Here is a 25,091-nt window from a genome sequence, read left to right as displayed (position 1 = left end):
CATTAAGACCTAAATAAAGGAAGTGAGATGTGAAAACGCTGCGCTTGCTATTAGGGGATCAATTGAACCAAAAACACTCCTGGTTTAGAGGTAACCAGGAAGATAAGATCTACTTTATGGCTGAAATGCGCCAAGAGACCGATTACGTTGTTCACCACATCCAAAAAATCGTTGCCTTTTTTGAAGCTATGCAGATTTTCTCAGAGTGGCTTAAAAATAGGGGCTGCAATGTTATCTACTATCGAATAGACGATAAAAACAACAAACAAAACCTTGCAAAAAATATCGAAGATATTATTAGAAAGCACAAAATTGAAAAATTTGAGTACCAACTTCCCGATGAGTACCGACTAGATCAGCAGCTGCTACAACTAGAAAAGAGACTATCAATAGAATTTCAAGCCTACGACACTGAGCACTTTTTAACCACCCGAAAAGAGCTGGCAAACTTCTTCCAGGGGAAAAAATCTCTACTTATGGAAAGCTTCTACCACTATATGCGGAAGAAGCATGACATTCTGATGAACAATGGAAAACCTGAAGGGGGAAAGTGGAATTTCGACCAAAGCAATAGAAAGAAATGGAATGGAAAGCTGGGCAAACCCAAGCAGGGAAAAATAACAAGTAATGTCACTTTAACTTTATCCCGTATAAAAAAGTCTGGAATTAAGAGTATTGGAGAGATTGATCCAGAGAATTTTATATGGCCAACCAGCAGGGAGGAATCTATAAAACTACTTCGTCATTTTTGTAAACATCTACTTGCTCATTTTGGCGATTTTCAGGACGCAATGGATCCAGATGAAGCCTTTCTTTATCACAGCCGAATTAGCTTCTCCCTAAATAGTAAACTCATATCTCCAAAAGAGGCTATCGATACAGCGATAAAATCTTGGGAAGATGGAAAAATTTCAATAGGACTTAACCAGATTGAAGGTTTTGTACGCCAAATATTGGGCTGGCGAGAATATATGCGCGGTGTCTACTGGATGTCTATGCCCAGTTATGAGCATCAGAATAAGTTGAAGAATAAAAATAATTTGCCAGATTTTTTCTGGGATGCAAAAACGACCATGAACTGCCTTCACAACACCATCAGGAATAGCTTGGAAAATGCCTATGCTCACCATATCCAAAGGCTTATGATTACCGGTAATTTTGCGCTATTAACACAAACTGACCCTAACCAGGTGGAAAGTTGGTATCTCGGTATTTACATAGATGCTATTCAGTGGGTTGAAATGCCTAACACCCGGGGAATGAGCCAGTTCGCCGATGGTGGGTTGGTTGCAACAAAGCCCTATATTAGTAGTGGCTCCTATATCAACAAAATGAGTAACTATTGCAGCGACTGTATTTATGACGTCAAACAACGAACTGGAGAGAAGGCCTGCCCATTTAACAGCCTCTACTGGAATTTCTTAATTGAAAAAAGAAAAATACTAGAGGGCAATCATAGAATGACAATGATGTTCAGCCTTTTGGATAAGCTTGAGAAGAGTGAAGTGGCAGCAATAAAAAAAAGGGCAAAGCAATTTATGACAAAGAAATCATAATCTCTGTATAGATCATAAAATCCTTTATCGAAGGCTTCCTTAATCATTACTAAACTAAGCCAATACTCGCCTTATTAGACTCTGGTCATGAAGACTGCAATCATTACCCTCGATTTTATCAACGATATTTGTCATCCAAAGGGACAAATATCAGCAGCGGCCCCAAGAGTCCATAAGAATAGAGTTATTGAGAACACCAATAAACTCCTTACGTGGGGAAGAGCACGACGTCATATTATTTGCCATATCAGGGTCGCTTTTTCCACCGACTACAGGGAATCTTCCTCTAACTCTCCTCTCTTCAGCTATATCAAAGATATAGGCGCCCTCCGTCAGAAAAGCTGGGGCACTGCTTTTGTTGATGAACTCAATATTACTGATAGCGATATATCTATTTATAAGAGGCGTGTCAGTGGCTTCTATGGGACCGAACTCCCAGTACTTATTGCTAGCAACAATATAGAAAGGATTATTCTCTGTGGGGTATCAACACAAAATACAGTCGAACTGACAGCCAGGGAAGCTCACGATAGAGACTTTTCAGTATTCATTGCCTCAGATGCCTGTGAGTCTGACACAGAAAACAATAAACAGAATAGCCTGAACTTCCTCACGAAGATAGCCAGTGTAAAAACTGTCGATGAGATTATTGCTAGTGAGGGTGCTAGTAAACCATGAATACCCGCATTTCCAATAGAGAATTTGCCCTCAGTGTCATTACCGCAATTCTGGCGGCCAGCTGTATGTCGCTAACCGGGCTATTTGGTAAAGAACTAACTACTTTTAGCTCCTTATCCCTGGTGGTCTTTATTCGTTTCTTTGCCCCATTTTTACTCCTAACCTGGATTTGCCTCGTTGTTTTTGATGAAAACCCTGTGACTCATCGAATAGACAGGATTGATGGTGCAAGGGCGTTATTCACTTGTCTCGCTCAGTATTGCCTGTTTTATTATTTGTCCAATGGCTCTCTACTTGTCGCCGCCCTTCTATTTTCAACGTCAGGTTTATTTCTCCCTTTTATTACCCGGTTTGCCAAAAAGGATCCGATAAAAAAGAAGACATTAGCAGCCTGTATAATCAGCTTTATCGGCGTTGCTTTTATATTGAAGCCAACTACTGGCTTTGATAGCTATATGATAGTGGGCCTGCTATCGGGCTTCTTTGGAGCTTGTTCACAGTTTGTAATGCACCACTCTTCAAAGAAGCAAAATACGATATCTTCAACCACCAAGATGTTCGGCCTATCCAGCCTCTATATGCTTGCCATATTATTGATTGAAGGAAATCTTGGGGAGCTTACGAAAGTCGCTGTATCTCTATCGGACTCGGTAAGTTTTGTGATTGTGATTATTGCTTTTAGCCTGGCGACAATCAGCAATCAATCCTTACGCACTAAAGCCTATCGTCGGGTAAACAGACCTGCCAGCCTATCTCCCTATTTATATACAAGCCTGATTTTCTCCGGCATATTGGATTGGTTTGTTTATAGCACACTCCCAACCTGGAATACTTATGCCGGCAGCTTACTGATAGTTATCGGAGGTATTATTCAGGCAATCAGAACTCAACCCCAGATTAAGGCATCTCATTCTTAACAAGGATAAGCGAGGACAGGGAATAGCGGGAGAAACCCAGCCCCACAGATTCAATTATCTGCAGGGCCCAGACGATTACTTGAACATCAGTTCAGGATTAACCATCGTTTTCATTTCCAGGACATTGCCATTTGGATCTTCGATAAAGAAAGTTTCCTGTTCATATTCATTGCCGACAAAGCGACGGTAGGGCTTGTCCAGGTATTCCAGCCCGGCAGCTTCGATACGGCCTTTCAATGCCTGAAACTCATCTTCCGGCAGGTGAATGCCAAAATGAGGAACAGCCACTTCTCCCATATCCACCTTGTGGCGAACATTGGGGAGCTTCTCCTCACTCTGGTGCAGGGTGAGTTCGTTACCCCAAAAGTCGATATCTACCCAGCGACCTTCTTCACTGTTGCCGGTCTTGCAGCCTAAGACATCGCAATAGAATTTCTTGGCGGTTTCCAGGTCCCCTGCCGGAATCGCAAGGTGCAAACAATTCGATTTCATATAGCCTCCAGCCTTTGCTAGCTCCTTATAGAGATCAAAAATTGATTGACTGACATCTGCTAGTCATTAGCCCTTCAACCCTCCCCCTGACAGCATTAACATTTACTTTGCCGTCGGAGCCACCCAAAGGATACAAATAAGATCAAGTGATCCCGTTAATTATTTAAATAAAAGTGGCCGCTTTACGCGCCGGCAACTTATACCGGGAATATTCCTAATATTAGGGCCCATAGCTTTAGCTAAAGAACCCGAACTTGGGGAGTATACAGATGCATATCATCGCACCCCACCCCGAAATGGAATATCCTCCTAGCCTAGAAGCATACTTTAACATATATATTTCAACCTCTAATATCGAACCCGCAGAGAAACTGCTTAGTTATTGAACGTACTCCTCGACACCTCAGCGCCAAATCCTTATAGTGCGGCCCCCACATCACGCCTCCTATTTTGGCGAAACCGGCTTACCAAAGCCCATTTGTAATCCTCAGGAATACGCTCTTGATCTCCACCGCGAATATCACCATGCAGTTTGGTGCCCAACCACTGTTTGAAAACATTTCTGTAAAGTTCGGCAATGGCAACCGATATGGCCTTATCGGGGCCAATGGATGTGGAAAGTCAACCTTTATGAAGATCCTGAGTGGTGCCTTGGCGCCCTCGGCCGGCAACGTATCCATTGAGCCTGGATGCACCTTGGGTACTTTGAGCCAAGACCAGTTTGCATTTGAAGAGTACACCGTCGTCGATGCGGTCATCATGGGAGATGTCCGCCTGTGGGAAATTAAACAGGAACGTGACCGTATATACTCGCTACCGGAAATGAGCGAAGAAGACGGCATGCGCGTAGCCGAGCTTGAAGTCCAATTTGCTGAGCTGGATGGCTATAGTGCAGAGAGCCGTGCGGGAGAAATCCTGCTTGAAGCTGGCATCGACGAATCCCTGCATTTTGGCCTGATGAAACAGGTAGCTCCCGGCTGGAAATTGCGTGTATTACTCGCCCAAGCGCTATTTGCCGACCCGGATATTTTATTGTTGGATGAGCCGACCAATAACCTGGACATCCACACCATCAAGTGGTTGGCAGATGTACTGAATCAACGCAAAAGCACCATGGTCATCATTTCCCACGATCGCCACTTCCTGAACTCTGTCTGCACCCATATGGCCGACATAGATTATGGTGAACTGCGGGTTTTCCCCGGCAATTATGAGGACTTTGTTGCGGCCTCCACGCTAATACAAGAACAACTTCACGCAGAGAATGCCAAGAAAAGTGCCGAACTGGACGAGCTACAGAGCTTTGTGAACCGCTTTTCTGCCAATGCATCCAAAGCCAAGCAGGCCAGCTCCCGCGCAAAGAAGATGGAAAAAATCAAGCTGGACGAAATCAAACCCTCCAGTCGGGTCAGCCCTTATATTACCTTTAACCAGTGTAAAAAATTGCACCGTCAGGCGCTGACTCTTGAGGGGCTTACCCATGGTTTTGACAGTGAAACGCTATTTCAAGGTGGCGAAATGCTGCTGGAAGCCGGTGCGCGCCTGGCAATTATCGGTGAAAACGGCGTTGGTAAAACAACCTTCCTGCGCTGTCTTGTCAATGAGATCCAAGCAAACAGCGGAGTCGTCAAGTGGTCAGAAAATGCCGCTATCGGCTACTGTCCGCAAGACAGCAGTGCAGATTTTGATGGTGACCTGACGATATTTGAGTGGATGTCCCAATGGCGCACCCCCAAGCACGATGATCTGGCCGTGCGGGGTATTCTGGGCCGACTATTATTTACCGCAGATGATGCCAATAAAAAGGCAAAGGTCTGCTCTGGCGGCGAGAAAAATCGCCTGCTGTTTGGCAAGCTAATGATGATGGACACCAATGTGCTCATCATGGATGAGCCAACCAACCACTTGGACATGGAAGCCATCGAAGCCCTGAACAAGGCACTGGAGAAATATGAGGGCACACTTATTTTTGTGAGTCACGATCGTCAGTTTGTCTCATCCCTGGCAACCCGAGTTATTGAAATCAAAGATCAAGCACTGATCGATTTTCAAGGCACTTACGAGGAATACCTGGCGCACCAGTCAGGTACAGAACAGCAGGTAGCCTGACTCCAAACTCGAATCGGAAAAGGCATATTGGGGCGATAACAATACTCGCCCCAGGTCTCAAAAGCTGGAAAGTGTAACCAATCACCACCAGATAATACGGGGCTCGGTAGGCATCACCTGAGCCCCCCTAAAGTCGCCCCCCGTTACTGCAATCCCATCCAGACTCCTTCCAGGGCCAATTTCATACGAACTAGCAAAAAAACCAAACAGCCAAATAATTTTTATACTGGTTAAAAGTCGATTTACTTTTCCCAACCATCGACCTCAGACCGATGCCTGCCTATATAAGAAGGGCGGTCAGAAGATACATTTCAACCATCCTTGCTCTGCTACCAAGCGGATGACTTCCATTACCATCAAAATTAAACAACAGCTATCACGACCCCTAAAAGCACCAAAAGTATTCATGTTGCCTGTTCAAGCACCACTGGGGAGCAGATGCCGACTTTCTGGACTATTTACCTAGTTAGCCCCTGCAATTTAGGGATTCCCGACTATCAAACCAATCAAACAATACTTTTTTGCTACACCAATCTATCGCTAACCAAAAAATGAGCATCTTATTTTTCCCAAGCGGGATTTTTTGGTGCAGAGTTACTCGAAAAGCCCGGGAAAAAGCGTAAATCCCGAGAAAAAACACTGGAAAACAGGGGTTAAGTTCTGGTACATTCCGCGACTATTTTTTAACCAACTGCCGATTTTCTCATCGGCCGCCAGTGCGAAATTCGCCTGTCGCTGTAACAGAGGTAATAGAATGAAACCAACCAAGCCCCTGCTACTGCTGGCCTCTAGCCTGTTGTCCGCAGCTGCCCAAGCTGAGATGACCTGGAGTGACAACAGCCTGAGCCTTCTTTACGGCCGTGATTACAAAGTCAACTACAGCAGGACCACGGATGACTCTGAGAGATCCGTAGTAACTTTTGAACACGCCAGTGGCCACAGCTGGGGTGACCTCTTTATTTTTGCCGACTACCTGGACTCGGAAGATGGCTCCGATGAGCTGTATAGTGAGATTTCTCCCCGCCTGAGCTTGGGTAAGCTCAGCGGAAGTGAACTGGCTTTCGGGCCGGTTACCGATGTACTGATTGCCACAGCAGTTGAGCTGGGCAACATGGATGACCCGGACCACTTGGCAACAACTGGCCCCCACTTTACCAATTATCTGGCGGGAGTGGGCTTCGATCTCGCGGTACCCGGTTTTTCTTTTGTACAAGCAAATGTTTACCGCCGCGATAACGATGACAAAGCCAGCAATGAGCAATTGACCCTGGTTTGGGCGATGCCCTTTACCCTGGGTGATGCCAGTTTTGTCTACGACGGTTTTATCGATTGGACCAGCGCTTCTGAAGATGCGCATCCGAGCACCAACTTTACCTCCCAGCTGAAATGGGATGCCGGCGCCTCTTGGGGGAGCCCAAGTCCCTATACGCGGGTATTGAGTACGTACACTGGAACGACAAGTTCGGAATCAAAGATGGCACCCATGGTGTGGATTCCAACGAGCGCAACGTTAACCTGTTAGTGAAGTACCACTTCTGATATGAAACCCACTGATATCCAAACATCGGCGACCGCAGGGTCCGACATTCCCCAGGTGGGAGGCAATGCCTCTTTCCTCGAGAAGTTGTTCAAGCTCTCAGAACGCCGGACGAATGTACGCCGCGAAGTGATCGCCGGCGTTACCACATTCCTGACGATGGCCTACATCATCTTTGTGAACCCCAATATCCTGGCTGCAGCGGGTATGGATAAGGGCGCTGTATTTATGGCGACCTGTCTTGCAGCCGCTATTGGCTGCCTGATTATGGGACTCTACGCCAATTATCCCATTGCACTGGCGCCGGGCATGGGCCTCAATGCCTTCTTTGCCTACGTTGTCGTCGGTGAGATGGGCTACAGCTGGCAAGTGGCCCTGGGTGCGGTGTTTATATCGGGGATAATCTTCCTACTGCTCAGTATCTTCAAGCTACGGGAATGGATAATCGATAGTATTCCTCTCTCCCTGCGACAATCCCTGGCAGCGGGTATCGGCTTATTCCTGGCGATCATTGCTCTGAAGAGTGCCGGTATTGTAGTGGACAGCCCTGCGACTCTGGTAACCCTCGGCGACCTCAAGTCGGTTGAGGCGATTCTTGCAGCACTGGGCTTCTTTATTATTGTGGCCCTGTCCTACCGCCGCATGCTGGGTTCGGTGATGATCGGTATCCTTGCGGTAACCGTCATCGCCCTGGCAATCGGTAAAGTAGAGTTTACAGGTCTGGTTTCCGCACCTCCCAGTCTAGCGCCCACATACTTAGAGCTAGATATCGCTGGCGCCTTCGAAGTAGGTATGATCAGCGTGATCTTTGCCTTCCTGTTTGTCGACCTTTTCGATACCGCAGGTACCCTGTTGAGCGTTTCTGATCGCGCCAAACTACTAGATAAAGATGGCAAGTTGCCAGGTATGGGCAAGGCCCTGATGGCCGACAGCTCCGCATCTGTCGTCGGCTCTGTGCTGGGTTCCTCCACTACTACCTGTTATGTAGAGAGTACTGCGGGAATTACCGCAGGTGGTCGCACCGGTCTGACCGCTGTAGTTTGTGCCGGCCTCTTCCTGTTGGCGACCTTCTTCTCCCCCCTTATCGGTATGATTCCAGCCTATGCAACTGCAGGCGCTCTGCTGTATGTTGGCGTCCTGATGACTTCCGGCATGTCATCTATCGACTGGGATGATATTACCGAGGCCGCACCGGCAGTTATCGCCGCAGTGATGATGCCTCTGTCATTCTCTATCGCGCACGGAATTGCCTTGGGCTTTATTTCCTATGCGGTTATTAAAACGCTGAGCGGGCGCAGTAAAGACGTCAGTATCAGTGTGTACGTGTTAGCGGCACTCTTTGTTGCCAAGTTTGCCTTTTTCTGAGGGGTACATTGATGAAAAAGCACTTTATTAGCGCACAGCAGCTCCTGATTGACTCCTATGCTCTCGCTGATCAGATCTATAAGGACGGCTTCCGTCCCAATTATATTGTCGGCGTTTGGCGCGGTGGCGCACCTGTGGGCATCGCCGTACAAGAACTATTGCATGTGATGGGAGTGGATGCAGACCATATTGCTATCCGCACTTCCTCCTATCTCGGTATCGGTGAGCGAGACAAGAAAGTGCGCGTGCATGGCCTGAACTACCTGATCAAGCGCCTGGAGTCCCACGACTCCCTGTTGATCGTGGACGATGTGCACGACTCTGGCCTGAGCATTGAGCAAACTATCGAAGACCTGCGCGCTGCCTGTAAGAAGAACACGCCGGAGATTCGTATCGCGACCCCTTACTACAAGCCGAAGAACAACAAGGCCAAGCGCGAGCCGGATTACTTTATCCACAAGACCGAAGAGTGGTTGGTATTCCCCCACGAGATCGACGGTCTGTCCCGGCAGGAGATTCTGGAGAACAAACCAGAACTCGCCCCTTACGTGGACAGAATCGCCACTGCTGTTTAATCAGCAACATTACCGGGGGGGCTAATACCCCCGGTTCTCTTTCTCCTCTCATCTCCCCCTAAGGCCATTCAGGCAAATCCTCCCCCAGCACTCAACTCCTGCCATAGGCAATACTTCAATACTCTATTAGTAAATCCCGCTTATGAAACTAAAGTTAGTGAGAATCAATTTATAAAGTAGAAAAGTTGGTCCAAAATTAATGGGATAAGGCCAAATGTCGGAAAATAAAAATGAACGACAAATCAGCGGGACTTAGTAAATCACAGTTAGATGCTTACTGGATGCCTTTTACCGGGAATCGCCAATTCAAAAGAGATCCCCGTATTATTACCTCAGCCAGCGGCTGCTATTTCCGTAGTGCTGACGGCCGCCCCATATTCGATGGTCTATCCGGCTTGTGGACCTGTGGTGCCGGACACAACCGCCGGGAGATAATTGATTCCATTACACAGCAGGCTGAACTTTTGGATTATGCCCCAGCTTTCCAATATGGCCATCCTGGAGCATTCCAACTAGCTGAACGTATCAGCCAAATGATGCCCGCTGGTCTCAATCGAATTTTCTTCACAAATTCCGGCTCCGAATCCGCAGAGACCTCTCTAAAAATAGCTCGAGCCTACTGGCAGAAAATGGGCGCTCCGGGAAAGACAAAATTTATTGGACGTGTGAAAGGCTATCACGGAGTTAATTTTGGCGGCCTCAGTGTGGGCGGCATTAGTGCTAATCGAGCAATCTTTGGTTCATCTTTAGATTCCGATCACCTTCGCCATACCCTTTTACCCCAGAACCGTTTTGCTAAAGGACAACCTGAACAGGGAAGTTACTTGGCAGACGAACTGCTGGAACTTATCAAACTGCACGGTTCTGAAAACATTGCAGCTGTTATTGTCGAGCCCGTAGCCGGGTCAGCAGGAGTATTGCCCCCACCAAAAGGGTATCTTCATAGCCTAAGGGAGATTTGTGCTCAAAACGATATATTATTGATATTCGATGAAGTCATTACTGCTTTTGGCCGCATGGGGAAAGCTACCGGAGCAGAGTTTTTTGGAGTAACCCCGGATATTATCAACACCGCCAAACAGCTCACCAATGGCATCATTCCCATGGGTGCTGTGGTAGTGCGCCAGGATATCTACGATACCTTCATGGAAACCGGAGGACCTGACTACCAGCTGGAACTTCCTCACGGCTATACCTATTCTGGGCACCCACTGGCCTGCGCAGCAGCATTGGCGACACTGGATATTTTGCAGAAGGAAAAATTGTTTGATCGATCTGCAGAGCTTGCCCATATCCTGGAAGACCATATTCACCAACTAAACGGATTGCCGTTAGTTGAAGATATTCGCAATTGCGGGCTCGCCGCTGGCCTGACTATCGAAGCGGCTCCAGATGAGCCGCTACTCAGACCCTACTTAATAGCTATGAAGATGTGGGAAAAGGGCTTTTATATTCGTTACGGGGGCGACACACTACAACTCGGCGTACCGTTTATAGCTCAAGTAGAGGAAATTGACGGTATTATCAACGCATTAGCCGAATCAATTTTAGAAACTGCAAACGGCCAATAATCAGCACTCATTCCTTATTTACCCACAAAAATCTTCATCTTCGATAAGACGAAAATTTATATCGCCGCCTACCTGTCATTAATGATACAAAGTGAAATTCAATCACCCTATATTAAAAATAATGCCATGAAAAAATATACTAACCTTTCGAAGGTATTACTAACGTGCAAAGTGGCTATATCAATTCTATGTGGTATTTTGATAAGTTCCTGTGGACAAAAACTTCCTGATCAAGACACAACCTCATCAGAACAGCCAACCTTATTTTCCCCGCGAGCCACAGAATCAGGGCTCTCTGAGCCTTATGCCCGCTTCCGACGGCAACAAATTTCTGAAGTGGATTATCGTTTAAGCATCAACCTGGAAAATCCTGATAAGAATTTTTCCGGAATCGTTCATGCAGATATAAAGTTTAATCAAAAACTTGAACAACCACTGACTCTAGACTTTTCCGGTGGTGCTGTTGATTCAATTCAGGTCGATGGAAGATCTGTTCCATTTGAATACAACAACTACTTTATTTCTATTGATTATCAAAATCTACCGGAAAAATCCCACACGATTACGGTGAATTATCAACACCCGTACTCTAACAATGGCTCAGGATTACATCGCTTTAAAGACCCCAAAGACGAAAAGGTCTATTTATATACGGACTTTGAACCTTATGATGCCAATCGCCTATTCCCACATTTTGACCAACCCAATTTGAAAGCGCGTTACACCCTGGATGTAAGGGCTCCAAAAGACTGGGTAGTAGTTAGCGCGGAAAGAGAGGAGAGAGTAGAAGAGAAAAGAAAATCAAACCACTGGTTTTTCCCTCAAACCAAGAAATTCTCATCTTACATATTCTCTTTACATGCAGGTCCTTACCACATCTGGGAAGACAAGGCAGGAGATATTCCCCTTCGCTTAATGGCAAGACAGAGCCTGGCAAATTACGTAAAAACAGAAGACTGGTTTACCTTCACCAAACAATCCTTTGAGTTCTTTCAGCCCTACTTTGAAATTGATTATCCATTTAAAAAATATGATCAAATACTAGTACCTGATTTTAACGCCGGCGCTATGGAAAATGTTGGGGCTGTAACATTTAACGATTCTTACATATCCCGAGGAAAGAAGACCCAGGCCCAGCGGATGCGTCTCGCCAATGTTATTGCCCATGAGCTGGCCCATCAATGGTTTGGTAATTTGGTCACCATGAATTGGTGGGATGACCTTTGGCTCAATGAGAGCTTTGCCACTTACATGGCCAATCTGGCTCTAGCCGAAAATAGCGAATTCACTACCGCTTGGGAGAACTATTACTTAGGCGCCAAGCAATGGGCCTACCACACTGATCAACGCCCCACTACCCACGCTATTCAACTACCAGTCAACAATACTGACGAAGCCTTTGCCAGTTTTGATGGAATTACTTATGGCAAAGGCGGCTCAGTACTCAAGCAATTGCCCTACTATTTGGGCAAAGAAGAATTTCGCAAAGGCGTCAGTAATTACTTAAAGGCCTTATCTTATGACAATTCAACCCTCAATGACTTTATCAACCACCTGGGCAAAGCTGCGGATAAAGATCTTAATTCCTGGCAGCAACAGTGGCTTTACCAGGCCGGCCTCAACACAATTGAAGCCAGCTTCCAGTGCGATGATGACCAAATCAATCATCTGGTAATTCAGCAAACAGCACCAGAGGAATACCCGATATTAAGGGAACAGCGCACACAGCTGGGGTTTTACCAAATGAAAGCTGGAAGTATGAAACGGGTTGCAACCCTTCCAGTGCTTTATAGTGGTGCCAGAACCGAAGTAAAAGAAGCCGTGGGGCTACCCTGTCCAGAGGGGCTATATCCCAATGAAGAAGATTGGGCCTATGTGAAGGTAAATCTGGATGAAGTTACCATCAAAAACATGGCTCAGCATATCAATGACATTGAAGAGCCGTTTGCACGACTAATGTTCTGGCAAAGCCTATTTGATAGTACCTATGACGCAAAGCTCCCTCTGGATGAGTATATTAGTTTTATAGTGAATAATGGCGCCGACGAAAAGGACATCAACATTATTCGTTTGAATGCCAGATATATTGAGTTCACTTACGATTTCCTGACTCAAATCCCCCTAAGCACAAAGCGCCGTAACGAACTTACTCAGACTGTTGAGAGCTTTGTCTGGGGTCAACTACTAGAGGCGGCTGAAGGTAGTGATCAACAAAAAGTCTGGTTTGGTGTTTTTACCAATATCGCCCACTCCACTCCAGCATTAAGTCATGCTAGAGACCTATTAAAGGGAGAGTTTGCCATTAAAGGATTGGAACTCGATCCTGATATGCGCTGGAAACTTATCAAGTTACAGAATCGTTATCTGTTCTCAGATTATGAGCAGGCAATCACAAGAGAATTAGCAAAAGATAACTCCGACAGATCTAAACTCAACGCATTATCTGCTGAAGTTATTCGCCCCCAACCCGAAAACAAATCAAAGTGGGTAGATAACCTTATATCTAATCGAGACAAATTTAAGTTAAGCGAAATTCGAAAAATTACAGAGTCCCTTTTTGCACCAGAGCAAATAGAGCTATTTAACATCCACGGTCAACCAATTTTTGATTCACTGGCTCAGGTCAATGAAGATGAATCTCAGGAATTGCTTACTGCTTATGCTTACGCCCTACCGCTAATGTGCTCTAGAGAAAATGTAAATGAGATTACTAAGTCACTAAAAGAAAAACCACAACTTAAGCCCATATTGGTAAAAGCATTAAAAAATCATCGCTACTCCGGTGAACGCTGTATCAATATCGGGAAGCGATTACTCTAAATCTTCTTTAAACTAGCTATTAATGTTGAACTAAGGGCAATATCCAGCCCTTAGTTCCCCTTGCCAGGATTTTGGCCGGGTATTATGCGTAATAAAACGGTGCAAAAAGTTATATATTTTTTCTCAATGCCCCCTAATAAAGCATACCTATTGCACCAGCCAACTTATACTTATCCTTCTCTGAAAATATTGTTAAAGTGACATTTCAAAGCCCAAAAGATTAACGGGCGTTCCTGCTTAAGCCATTATTTTAAAAAGAAAGACAATCAAATAAAGATGTATATATCAGTACAATTAGACGATCTGTCCGACGGTTCCATTAACAATCTTCTCGAAGCTCATCTACGGGAAATGTACCGACATTCCCCACCTGGAAGCGTTCACGCACTAAATCCTGATGAGTTAAATGACCCCATGATTACCTTTTGGGGGGCAAGAATTGATGGAGTTTTGGCCGGATGTGCTGCTCTAAAAGAGATCGACCCTAATTTGGGTGAAATAAAATCCATGAAAACTCATCCTCTGTTTCTGCGCAAAGGCGTTGCCCGCGCCTTGATAGAAAGAATATTGGAGGAGGCAAAGCAGCGTAAATATAAAGAGATAAAGCTGGAGACAGGCCGCACTGAAGCTTTTGCTCCCGCAATCGCTCTCTATCGCCGTTATGGATTTGACGATTGCGACCCTTTCAGTCACTATAAAAATGACCCTTTTAGCCTATTTTTAGGTAAAAAATTATAATCAATAGGTATTCTTTATCAGTCAGTGTGAGAGTGTTTGTTACTATGACGCTATCCAGAAGATCCTTTATTAAATATTCCAGCTTAGCTTCCCTTACTTTTGGTGGAGTCAATCTAACCGCTAAAGAGGCTATTACCAGTCTATCTATATCAAGTCTTCCCAGCCTGGAAATGCCTTTACAGGAGATTTACCCCGCAGTCTTTTCTGGCGAGATCTATGTAGCAGGGGGATTTATCCCATCGGATACAGCAGTTTTCTTCGGTCTCTCTCCAACTAAACAAACACATATCTTTTCTCCGCGGGAACAAAACTGGAGGCCAGGGCCCAATTTACCTGAGTCAAGACATCACCTTGGCATGGCCAGTAATTCCAACAGCCTATATGGCATCGGTGGATTTTTTGGCGATTCTGATAGCGCTTGGCAAGCCCGAAATACCGTTTATAAACTTTCCAGCGAATATAAGCATTGGATAGAAACCAGCCCTCTCCCCCGGCCACTGGCTGAATCTATTTACACCAACATTGGGGAGAACATCCATGTCATTGGCGGTAGGGCCCCCGACGAACAGTCTAAAAATAGAGATACCAATTCTCATTATGTGCTTACAAGAGGGGATCATTGGGAGCAAGCAGCGCCAGCCAGTATCAAGCGAACCTCCGCAGGTGGGGCAAACTTAAATAACAGAATTTATGTTGTTGGTGGCCGCCAGGTTAGCGACAATAGTAGCAAGGCTAGGAATCTAACTTATGCCGAAGTTTATGACCCCAGCCTGGATAAATGGGAAAAGATCCGCCCCCTACCCCAGGCTGCTGCCGGACTCACAGTAACCCCATTAAATAATAAATTAATAGTTACCGGCGGTGAGGCATTTGGCCCCAATGGCAAATGGAAGACTGGTACAGCATTTAACAATATTTGGATTTACGATCCAGTCACAGATGATTGGAACAATCAGGGTCATTTGCCCCAGGCACGACACGGTCACGGAGCAGTAGCCCTAGGAGAAAACCTCTACTTGATTGGTGGAGCCTCTAAAGTTGGACCGCAAGAAACTCTCGCTTCCGCAATACAGCTGCACTGGAGCTAAGGGGCAATAATAAAGTGCCCTTGAGCAAACCCACAATGCCTCTGGCTTGCAGAGGCCCATTGATGGGATACATTAATTAATTGGGAGCAATGCTGCCATCAATATCTGTATAAATCTGATGGCGCTCAACTCCTAAATATCCAATATACCTATCCCGTATCTCACGCACATAGTTAACTGGCTCCCTGCCGCGCACGTAACCAAAACGACTATTGCGATAGTATTCAGGCTGGGACAGCAGCAACATGGCCTCTTCAACATGGCCAAACCACTGGTTAGGGTCCCACTCCAGTCGTCGGGCTAACGCCCTCGCATCCCTGACATGGCCGTGACCCGCATTATATGCAGCCAGGGTAAAATAGATCTTCTGCTCTAGGGGTATATTTTCAGGGAAACGTTTATCCAGCCACCCCAGATAAGATACACCTGCGCGGATACCGTTTTCAGGATCATACAAATTGTTAACTCCCATCTGTCGTGCAGTCCGAGGTAATACCTGCATCAAGCCCTGAGCACCGGCAAAGGAGCGCGCTTGGGGATTAAATTGACTCTCCTGGTACATCTGCGCAACCACCATACGCCAATCCCGATCGGTAGCCTCAGTATATTTCTTTACTATGGGATCAAAGGGCGATAGCTCATCAGTGCTGCGCAGGCGCTGCCCTTGATGTCGGAGGATACGCTTTTGCTCCTTGAAATATTTGTTGTAAGTAACGTTAAAGAACAGGTCCCGATTGTGCTTGTTCAGAAAGTTATTCAGTTGTTCCAATAATACCGGTTGGCCAGTTCGAACGGCCCAGGCGATATCTCGCTCCCCTGGCAACTCCCCCACTACAGTAAAGTCATCCCGGTAAGTGCTTTCAATGGCGGCCAAGTGTGAGTCAACTACGGTATAGGGAAAAATACCCCTGGCTACTGCATCAATAAGAAACTCACTGGTAGCGCCTTTTAGACGGTGGATCTGTAGCGGCACCATATCTTGCCCGTGCTGCTTTTCCATTATTTTGACCAGACTCTCGTGATAGCTCGTGGTGGGATTAACCACTACTGTTTGCCCTGAAAGCAGGATCTCGGGAAGGGGTAGCTCTTTATCAGGCACCTTTGATTTTGCGGCTACTACCTGTTCCGTAACTGTCATATAAGGCTTGGAAAATGCCAATCCCTGCTGGCGGCGAGCCTCGGTAACAGTTAGGGATGCAGCAATCATGTCCCCCATTCCATCATTCAATGCTTCGACCAAATCCTGGTCCTTATCGGGCACAACCATACTCAGGCGTAATTTATGGTCACGGGCAAACTTCCTTAGCAGATCGTAATCAAACCCCATCAACTCACCGCGCCAGATAAAGTAGGAGGCGGGGTGATTGCGAGTAAGTACCCTTAAAGTTCCGCTCTCCTTTATTGCCTGCCAATCTCTCAGTGGCTGCTCTCGGTTCTGACTGGCCAATACCAATTCAGCGGTAAAGAACTCATTCAACTCACGCCTCAAAGCGATAGCATCTTTGCGTACAGCCCAGGCGATAGGCCTGCGGGAATCGAGTTCTGTGGTGGCTGTAAGTTGCGGGTAATCAGTTAGAAGCACATCGGCCAAATTACTATCAATAATTGTTGCGGGGTATTCACCCGCTGCTACAGCCGCGATAAGCTCGTTGGTTGCAACCGGCTTATCGAGGTAGGTGATCCTGTAATTTTCCGTATCGGCTCGCTGCTCCAGGGTTTCAGCAAATGCACTGCCCCGCCGCAGCACGACTTGTAAGGGCACAGCCTCTTCCACCTCGAACTCTTTATGAGTAATTAGCAACTCATCAACATATTGTAATGGGCGGGTAAAACCCAGTGATAACTTGCGTTCTTCGGTGCGAGAAAAATTGGTGGCAATTACATCCCCACGTCCATCAATAACCGCTGGAATTAAATCGGAAAAGTTATCTACGTAAACCCACTGAGGCTTTAATCCGCGGCTACGAGCAAAATTTTCCGCAAGTTTTCGCCACTCTGTTGCAGGTAGTCCTTCTCGTGGTAAGGCGCTCTCCTGGGGGCCCCTTGGGGCCAACAGGCGCAATACACCTCGCTCTAACAGGGCTGGCAAATCTCCTTGCTCTACATAATTTTCAAACTGCGGCTTTGCGGGCTGTTTATTCTGCGGCGTTGGTATCGGTTGTTGGGGAGATTCCGTTAAAACCTGTGAGTTTTCTACAACAGGATCTCTATTACTCTCGCATGCGGCAAGCAGCAATATTAAGACAAATAGCGGAAATATAACGAAAAACCGTTTTCTGCTCACAGTGCACCCTTTCTTATTCTATGAGAAGCATTACCCTTAACGCGCACGCTATGCTTCACAATATGGAATTGCCGCTGTTACAGAAATCGTACCAGTTTGCTGGGAGATTATCCCCTAAAAAAAAGCCCGGCAAAATCAATTGCCGGGCAAATATACGTTGGCGAATGTCGGATGTCTCTTACACAGAGTGACAAGCCTTTTTTATTCAGTGAGCGCTCTTATGGTTGCTATGATGACTTGGGTTTGCCCTTCAGCTCTGCCAACCTCATTTTTATTTCTTTGTTCTGCTCCTCGTCTGGAAGCTCGAACATCAGCGGCTTCGCCACTCGGGCAAAATACTCCGCATCTTTCTTTTGGTAGAGCTCTTCTGCCAGCCACTGGGCAATATGCAGCTCACGGGGGGCACGCTTGTAAGCCTGCTCCAGCTTTTCCAGATATTCCTCTCGGGGGTAATCCAGCATCTCCATAGCCATCGCCAGGCCAAACCAGTGAGATGCATTTTTCGGTTCTTCCTTCACCAGGAAGTCGAACTCCTCCCGCGCCATTTTCAAGCTGCGAAGATCCCGCTTACTACCGGGCGCCACCGCCTGCTGATTAACCGTTAACCAGGCATGGGCACTCAAGTACCAGAGCTGGCCTCGGTCCTTAGTGGGGACACTGGCCAAAAGGTGGCTGGCCTGGGGGAAATTACCCAATCGCAGATCGGCACTCGCTTTAATCGCAGCCAGCTCAGTACTGTAAATACCCGTGCTGTAGGCATACTCAATCAACTCATCCAAAGCCAGCAGGTTGTAACCGGACTGGGCGATAAATCCAGCCAGGATGCTCACCGACTCTCTTTTGCTGAGGCGTTTAACCCTAGGGCTGGCCTCTTTAAAGTCCGCGGGGATAGCGCCACTAAAATGTTCAAAGCTATCCGCCTTATAAGTGGCGACATAGGCCTTTTCAATGTCTTTCACCGACATCCCCAGCGCTTCTTCCAGGGCGAGTACTGGGTCGGCACCATCGTTATAGGCTTTGACGAAATTATCGAAATTATCCTGCTTGCCGCTTTTCATCATCAACCAGTGAGACAGAATCCAACCTCCGGCATAGACATCCGCCTTTTCGTCCGCATCGGTGTTGTACACTGTCGCACGCAACAGGTCTTCCAGCGGCATAAGCCCGGTATACATCAGGGTCATAGCCCGCTCGCTGGGAATGGAGCCAATTTCGTAGGTACCTTTTTCCGGGAATGACATGGTTGCCATAAATTCAGCAAACCCCTCGCTATACCAATAGGGGTAGTGGGTAGTGTTGCCGTTATAGCTCAGAAAATGGGTGTATTCGTGGAACAGGAATTCGCGTGCTTTGAGCTGCCTCTCAACGCTGCGACCATCCAGGTTTACCAGGGCATAGTTACCCTCCGCAGAGGTATCGAACAAACCGTTGGTCATATCCGCCAGCTCAACACCCACCAGGTTTGCATAGGTGTCCCGGTCTGCGGCCGCATAAATAGTTAATCGCTCACTTTTTGGATCTGCATCGAGTAACTCCAAGGCCACTGCGCGATAGCGCTCCAGGTCTGCTACCAGACTTTTGACTGCGTTGGGATCACCGTCGGTAATCACGCGAAAATTATCACTGTCGACTTCATACCAGGTCACCTCCCCCAAACCACGCGGCGCGGCGTAGGCTGAAGCGATAAATCCGAAACAAAGTACTAATAGAACAACTGAACGAGAAACCATAGTTCGGGCCACCGAGTCATTGCTGCTGAAGCCCTCCCTAGCTGATTAGCGAAGACGACACAGTACCGGTTTTCACTGATCAAAAAAAGATCAATTTGATCACAAAACAGCTTTTCGACTGTTTTTGTGTGACCGGAAAGACACAAAATAGATAGCTGTTCACAAACAGTTTTCTGCAGCAGATTGCGACATGAAGCGAGACAAACGTCTCAAATTTAGCCCTATTTACGTACAAAACTAGGATGAACTCCTATAGTACGGGGTCGACCAAGGAGGGAATCCTGGTCAAAAAAATAATAATGATTTCATCAGATGAGAGAAAACTAATGAATACCAAGCCACTACTGGCGCTGCTTGGCGGCGCCCTAATGTCTGCTCATGCCTGGTCGGCACCGGAATATATCGCCGACGTGGATATTACTTCTTTTGACGGTACGGTCCTGGATGCGAACTTATTTATCCCGGAAACGCCCGCACCAGCAGACGGTTACCCCACCGTTATTTTTACCAACAGCTGGGGGCTGGAGAAGCACCAGTACCACTTCCAGGCCAAAGAGCTGGCAGAAAACGGCTACCTGGTGCTCAGCTACTCCACCCGGGGATTTGGGCACTCGGGAGGACTTGTTGACGTCGCAGGGGATAACAGCCTTAACGATGTGGGAGTCCTGATCGACTGGCTGGAAACCAATTACCCGGTGGGCAAGCTGGGTATGGCCGGAATTTCCTACGGCGGTGGAATTTCACTACTGAGTGCTGCCAAGCACCCTCGCGTCGATGCAGTAGCTGCGCTATCCGGTTGGGCAGATGTAGTAGAAGCTTTGTACCCCAATGAAACCGTCAACCTGGTATGGGGCACGCTGCTTGTTACTACGGCCTTCCAGAAAGAGGCCGAACTCGAGCAGGTATGGAGCAACCTGCGCGACGGCGAAAATATGGAACAGGTAATTAATTTCGGTGCTGAGCGCTCCGCAATGAGTTACGTGGACGAAATCAATCAAAACGGCACAGCGGTGTTGCTCTCAAACAATTTCGCCGACTACCTGTTTAAGCCGAATAGCATGACCGATTTCTACTCCCTGCTCGAAGGGCCCAAGAAACTCATGCTAAACCCCGGCACCCACGCGATTACCGAGACTCTTACCGGTAACAATGGCCATATCTGGTCCACCAGTTTCCGCTGGTTCGACCACCACCTTAAAGGCGAGGACAACGGGATCGACACCGAACCCAAGGTGGATATGACTGTGCGTATCAGCAATGAGCTGGAGCAATTCGAGGACTACCCGGTAACAGACGAAAGCACCACCTGGTACCTGCAGCCACGCTTTACCATGTTTAACAATGCAAAAATGGAGAGCGACAAGTACGACGGTTGGAGCTGGAGTAATGAATTCCACGGCGGCTCAGATACCTTTGCAGGCACCGGTATCCCGCTGGTTTCCGATGCACTAGAAGGCTTCGGTATCCCCGTTTACGCGCCCATGATCGCTATCAACGGCTACTACGCCATCGAGTACAAATCACCGATTCAGTGGGAAACCCTGAAGATTCGCGGCGAACCCAAACTCGAAATGTGGGTGGAACCCAGCAAAAAAGAAGTGCAACTCAACGTGCACCTCTACGATGTGGGTCCGTTGGGATTGGGGCGTCTGATAACTCACGCCCCCATTACCCTGCATTCAGACAAGTCTGGGCAAAAACAAAAGTTCGAAGTGGACTTTTTCACCACCAGCTACGATGTCCCGGTTGGCCACCGTGTAGTATTGGCCATCGATACTCAGGGTTATATCTACCAGAAGCCGGAAAATACCAATTACACCATCACAGTGCCCTACAGCAGCAGCAAGGTCTCTAGCCTGACCGTACCGCACCTGTAGGTCTCCCCACAGAAACCCGGCATCCACTGCCGGGTTTCCTCCCACCTTCCCCTCAGCCCAACTATTTGCATCGCGTAATTTTTCTCCAAAGCGGTACAATCAGCCTTTTGGCTGAGTGCTCCCCCTACCATGAAAAAGAACATCCCGCTCGCCCTGCTAACTGCGGCCCTGCTCTCAGTAGCAGGTTGTAACCCCGCAGAAAAAGCATCGGAACCAGCAAAAACCAATACTGCCCAAGAAGTCGAGGCTAAAGGCCTCGATTTTGATAAGGCTCCCGAAGGGCGCCTGCCCGAGGGCACTACCCCCTTGGATTACCAGCTGGAACTGGTGCTGGACCCGCGCAAAGACACCTTCACCGGCAAGGTGGATATCGATATCCAGCTGGCGGAAGGTGCCCGACATATTTGGCTGCATGGCAAAAACCTGGATGTGCGCGAAGTCTACGCACAGCTCGATGACGGCCGCCAGATTCCGGCCGAATACCGGGAAGTACTGGACAGTGGTGTTGCCGCAGTAGAGTTTGCGGAGAAGATCGATGCGGGCACTTTCAAACTGCATATCGACTACAGTGCTGCATTTGATCGCAACCTGGCCGGGCTTTTTAAGGTCGAGGAACAGGGCGATGCCTATGCCCTGGCAAAATCTGAATCGATCCAGGCCCGCAAGTATTTACCCGGTTTCGACGAGCCAGGCCTGAAAGCGCCCTTTACCGTCAGCCTGACAATACCCGAAGGCTACGCAGCGATTAGCAATGGGCCCGAGCTGAAGCGCGAAGCGGCAGGTGACGGCATGGAGAAAGTCACTTTCGCCACCACACCACCGATGTCCACCTATTTGCTGTCCCTGTCAGTGGGCCCCTTTGACCAGGTTGAGCGCCCAGCCATTCCGCCGAGTAAATACCGCAAAGACCCCATTCCCCTGCGCGGCTTCGCCCGTAAAGGTCGCGGTGAGGATATGAACTACATCCTCGATATCACCCCCAAAATGGTGGAGACCTTCGAGACCCAGCTGCAACGCCCCTACCCATTCAAGAAGCTGGACATTATTGCCGCCCCCCAGTGGCCCAGTGGCGCTACTGAATTGTCCGCGGCAATTACCTATCGCGAACAGCGTATCCTGGTGGGCGACAACCCGGCTCCCGGCACCCGCCTGGCTCTCGTAGAAGTTCATGCGCACGAAATTGCCCATATGTGGTTTGGCAATCAGGTCACCCCTCCCTGGTGGGACGACCTGTGGCTGAAGGAAGGTTTTGCTACCTGGGGGGAGGCGCTGGCCCTCACCATTATGGAACCTGAAGAGGGGCACGACCTCAACGCAGCGACTTATGCGATCGGCGCCATGCAGCTAGACTCCCTGGCCAGCACCCGCGCCATTCGTGAGCCCATCGCGGACAACAACAATATTCGCAACGCCTACGATTCGATCACTTACTCGAAGAGCCTGGGCGTTATCCACATGGTGGACACCTATTTCGGAGCGGAAAACTTCCGCCCGGCACTGGGACGTTACCTGGAAACCTTCTCCGACAGCGTGGCCGACTCACCACCCTTCTACAAAGTGATCGGCCAGGAAACCAACACCCCGGAACTGACCGAGACTTTCCGCAGTTTTGTCGAGCAAAAAGGGGTTCCACAACTGGATATCTTCATGGACTGCAATAGCGACGGCAAGGCCTCGCTAGTGGTTCAGCAGAGCCGTTACAAGCCACTCGGCTCCCCTATCGCCGACGCCAGCGATAAATGGAGCATCCCCTTCTGCTTCAGCACCGATAGCGGCGTGCAGCAGTGCCAGATCCTGACTGAGCCAAGGGAAACCCTGGAGATTACCGGCGGTGCCTGCCCAAATTGGGTAATGCCCAATGCTCAGGGCAGCGGCTACTACCGCTGGAACCTTCCCAAGGCGCAGTGGCAGGCACTGATTAAACAATTTGCCCAGTTCTCTGCCACTGAGCAGCTGTCCATTATCGACAGCGCCTTCTCAGCTTTCGAGGCCGGCAATCTCACTGCGGCACCACTGCTGGAAGTAGTGCGCAAATCCGCAGTGGCGGACAAGCGCCAGGTGATCACCATGCCACTGCGCTACCTGCAGAAGTACCGGGATAACTACCTGGTTGAATCCCAGCGCTCTGCATTCCTAAATTTTGCCCAGAACCTGTACCTGCCGATACTAAATCGCAGCGCCAATAGCAGTGATAGCGACCAGCAGATGCTGCACAGCGACCTGCTAACCTTTATGGCGCAAGTTGCAGAAGATCCTGACTCGCGCAAGCAGTTACAGGAAATGGCAACCGCCTTTACCGGCTTTAAACAGGAACGGGATGCGAAGGCGTTAAGCTCCGACCTATACCAGGCAGCCCTGAGTGTGGCAGTACAGGATGCAGGGGAAGATTTCCTCGCACACCTGATCAAAGTCCGCGCCGAGCTGGATGATCCCCGCTTTGAAAATGCCAGTGCCAATGCCATCGGCACCAGCAACAATCCCAAGCAAGTGGAAACCATTCAAGCATTAGCGCTCAGCGACGAAATGGGGCCGAGAGAATCATTTGGCCTGATCCATTACGCCCTGGCCCAACCCAGGGTTCAGGAACAGCACTGGGAGTGGCTGCAACAGAATTTTGACAAGGTGGTAGATAAGATTCCGGCCCAGATCCGCCGCCGCACCCCATCACTTGCCGCTGCCTTCTGCGATAAACAGCACCTGGGCGAACTGCAACAACTCTTTGCCCAGCAAGGTGATTTAGCCCCCGGATACCAGCGCAGCCTCGCGCAAGCCGAGGAGCGAATCCAGCTGTGTATGGCACTGGAGAAAAAAGGCAAAGCGTTAATGGGGGCATTGCCGAAGGCAGTCAATCTCGCTGCTAAATAATAAAAAACAGAAGCTGTTATTTAAATAGCAATTCGAAAAGGCCGGTATTACTAAGTAATACCGGCCTTTTTTATTACTGAGCGTATTGGAGTTAAACGGTTATGAAGAAGCGGATTTATTGTGTTTGCGCAGTCGGAAAGATAACCAGATCAATGGCAGCCCCAAAATAATCGCATAGGCACCGATTACCCAGAGCAACGCCAGAGCACCAGCCCCGGGGCTGACTAAAATCGCAACTCCGAAAATCACCGAGAGAACACCAATAGCGATCAGCAGCCACTCGTTATCAATTTCCTTGCGCAGGCGAATAGCGCCGACAATTTCAAAGATACCCCGCACCAGGGCCCAGGCACCGATAAAAACGACCAACACTAAAGCGGTAACCTGCGGGAAAATAAAAGTCACAATTCCCGCAGCCAAACTGATCAGCCCCGAGACAATCAACCACCACAGTGGAGTGGACTTATGCCTCCCCATCACCGCCGCAACCAGGGAAAAAATACCATCCAGGAAAGCGTAAACCCCAAAAAGTAACACCAGGGTCAACAGGGACAATCCCGGCCAGACAAAAGTCAGCACGCCAAAAATCACCGCGACAATACCGCGCAGTAGGAGTAGCCACCAGTTTGCAGACAACACCTGCAAAATAGGTCCGGTCGCCAGGGGAGGAGTGTCAGCGGGCATAGAAAAGTCCCCAGGTTGAGTAACTTTCCATATTGAAGAGTCCCTTACCATCAGGGAATTGAATTTTTCCCAGGCGGCTTTTAAAGGCAGCCTACGAGCGCGGCCAGGCAGTCGACTCTGCAAAGACTGTGACCGCGCCGCAGACCACTATTTTCAGTGTAGCTCTAAACGACAATAGGGAAGTTACGCAAACTGCCCTGCGGGT

17 protein-coding genes are annotated in these 25,091 nt (G+C 48.3%); 13 read left to right on the top strand and 4 right to left on the bottom strand.

The annotated features are described in order from the left end of the window. The first annotated feature begins 29 nt into the window (after positions 1–29). From P0078_RS15975 to P0078_RS15965, 3 genes are all read left to right on the top strand, one after another. Positions 30–1,556 (top strand): cryptochrome/photolyase family protein, encoded by a 1,527-nt coding sequence (locus P0078_RS15975; protein ID WP_282930921.1) that lies wholly within the window; start codon positions 30–32, stop codon positions 1,554–1,556. An 87-nt stretch (positions 1,557–1,643) separates the two neighbouring features. Beyond that, positions 1,644–2,234: a cysteine hydrolase family protein gene (locus P0078_RS15970; RefSeq protein WP_282930920.1), complete on the top strand. Its 591-nt coding sequence runs from the start codon at positions 1,644–1,646 to the stop codon at positions 2,232–2,234. Then, on the top strand, positions 2,231–3,151 hold the full coding sequence (locus tag P0078_RS15965; protein ID WP_282930919.1) for a DMT family transporter: 921 nt from the start codon (positions 2,231–2,233) through the stop codon (positions 3,149–3,151). The genes P0078_RS15970 and P0078_RS15965 overlap by 4 nt, the downstream gene beginning before the upstream one ends. A gap of 75 nt (positions 3,152–3,226) precedes the next feature. Here P0078_RS15965 and P0078_RS15960 read toward each other — a convergent pair whose 3' ends face one another. After that, a complete protein-coding gene (locus P0078_RS15960) occupies positions 3,227–3,643 on the bottom strand; it encodes a VOC family protein (RefSeq protein ID WP_282930918.1) in 417 nt (138 codons plus the stop codon). A gap of 501 nt (positions 3,644–4,144) precedes the next feature. Between P0078_RS15960 and P0078_RS15955 the strand changes: the two genes are divergently transcribed. The 8 genes from P0078_RS15955 to P0078_RS15920 all read left to right on the top strand — a co-directional run bounded on the left by P0078_RS15955 (position 4,145) and on the right by P0078_RS15920 (position 15,446). Next, the gene (locus P0078_RS15955; RefSeq protein WP_282930917.1) at positions 4,145–5,752 is read left to right on the top strand and encodes an ABC-F family ATPase; all 1,608 of its coding nucleotides are present in this window, start codon (positions 4,145–4,147) and stop codon (positions 5,750–5,752) included. A 754-nt stretch (positions 5,753–6,506) separates the two neighbouring features. Continuing rightward, positions 6,507–7,274 (top strand): outer membrane protein OmpK, encoded by a 768-nt coding sequence (locus P0078_RS15950; protein ID WP_282930916.1) that lies wholly within the window; start codon positions 6,507–6,509, stop codon positions 7,272–7,274. Positions 7,275–7,292: 18 nt separating this feature from the next. Next, positions 7,293–8,654, top strand: coding sequence for an NCS2 family permease (locus P0078_RS15945; RefSeq protein WP_282930915.1), 1,362 nt, complete (start codon positions 7,293–7,295; stop codon positions 8,652–8,654). 11 nt (positions 8,655–8,665) lie between these two features. Continuing rightward, on the top strand, positions 8,666–9,229 hold the full coding sequence (locus P0078_RS15940) for a phosphoribosyltransferase (RefSeq protein ID WP_282930914.1): 564 nt from the start codon (positions 8,666–8,668) through the stop codon (positions 9,227–9,229). A gap of 230 nt (positions 9,230–9,459) precedes the next feature. Continuing rightward, the gene (gene aptA / locus P0078_RS15935) at positions 9,460–10,800 is read left to right on the top strand and encodes an omega-aminotransferase AptA (RefSeq protein ID WP_282930913.1); all 1,341 of its coding nucleotides are present in this window, start codon (positions 9,460–9,462) and stop codon (positions 10,798–10,800) included. A 198-nt stretch (positions 10,801–10,998) separates the two neighbouring features. Further along, the gene (gene pepN, locus P0078_RS15930) at positions 10,999–13,620 is read left to right on the top strand and encodes an aminopeptidase N (protein WP_282930912.1); all 2,622 of its coding nucleotides are present in this window, start codon (positions 10,999–11,001) and stop codon (positions 13,618–13,620) included. A 276-nt stretch (positions 13,621–13,896) separates the two neighbouring features. Then, entirely contained in the window at positions 13,897–14,358 is a 462-nt protein-coding gene (locus P0078_RS15925; RefSeq protein WP_282930911.1) for a GNAT family N-acetyltransferase, read from the top strand. 44 nt (positions 14,359–14,402) lie between these two features. Beyond that, on the top strand, positions 14,403–15,446 hold the full coding sequence (locus tag P0078_RS15920; RefSeq protein WP_282930910.1) for a Kelch repeat-containing protein: 1,044 nt from the start codon (positions 14,403–14,405) through the stop codon (positions 15,444–15,446). A gap of 76 nt (positions 15,447–15,522) precedes the next feature. On the opposite strand, the gene P0078_RS15915 is transcribed toward P0078_RS15920, so the two are convergent. Continuing rightward, positions 15,523–17,730, bottom strand: coding sequence for a transporter substrate-binding domain-containing protein (locus P0078_RS15915; protein WP_282930909.1), 2,208 nt, complete (start codon positions 17,728–17,730; stop codon positions 15,523–15,525). A gap of 227 nt (positions 17,731–17,957) precedes the next feature. Then, the gene (locus P0078_RS15910; RefSeq protein ID WP_282930908.1) at positions 17,958–19,460 is read right to left on the bottom strand and encodes a hypothetical protein; all 1,503 of its coding nucleotides are present in this window, start codon (positions 19,458–19,460) and stop codon (positions 17,958–17,960) included. A gap of 326 nt (positions 19,461–19,786) precedes the next feature. On the opposite strand from P0078_RS15910, the gene P0078_RS15905 reads away from it, so the two are divergent. Both P0078_RS15905 and P0078_RS15900 read left to right on the top strand, forming a co-directional pair. Next, positions 19,787–21,337, top strand: coding sequence for a CocE/NonD family hydrolase (locus P0078_RS15905; RefSeq protein WP_282930907.1), 1,551 nt, complete (start codon positions 19,787–19,789; stop codon positions 21,335–21,337). 129 nt (positions 21,338–21,466) lie between these two features. Further along, complete coding sequence (locus tag P0078_RS15900; protein ID WP_282930906.1) at positions 21,467–24,202, top strand: M1 family metallopeptidase; 2,736 nt, start codon at positions 21,467–21,469, stop codon at positions 24,200–24,202. A gap of 99 nt (positions 24,203–24,301) precedes the next feature. On the opposite strand, the gene P0078_RS15895 is transcribed toward P0078_RS15900, so the two are convergent. Beyond that, positions 24,302–24,886, bottom strand: a complete 585-nt coding sequence (locus tag P0078_RS15895; RefSeq protein WP_282930905.1) for an HdeD family acid-resistance protein — start codon at positions 24,884–24,886, stop codon at positions 24,302–24,304. Positions 24,887–25,091 lie beyond the last annotated feature (205 nt).

Source organism: Microbulbifer sp. VAAF005 (assembly GCF_030012985.1).
GTDB lineage: Bacteria > Pseudomonadota > Gammaproteobacteria > Pseudomonadales > Cellvibrionaceae > Microbulbifer.
Note: the sequence above shows the minus strand (reverse complement) of the source record. Positions and strands in the feature narration are given on the sequence as shown.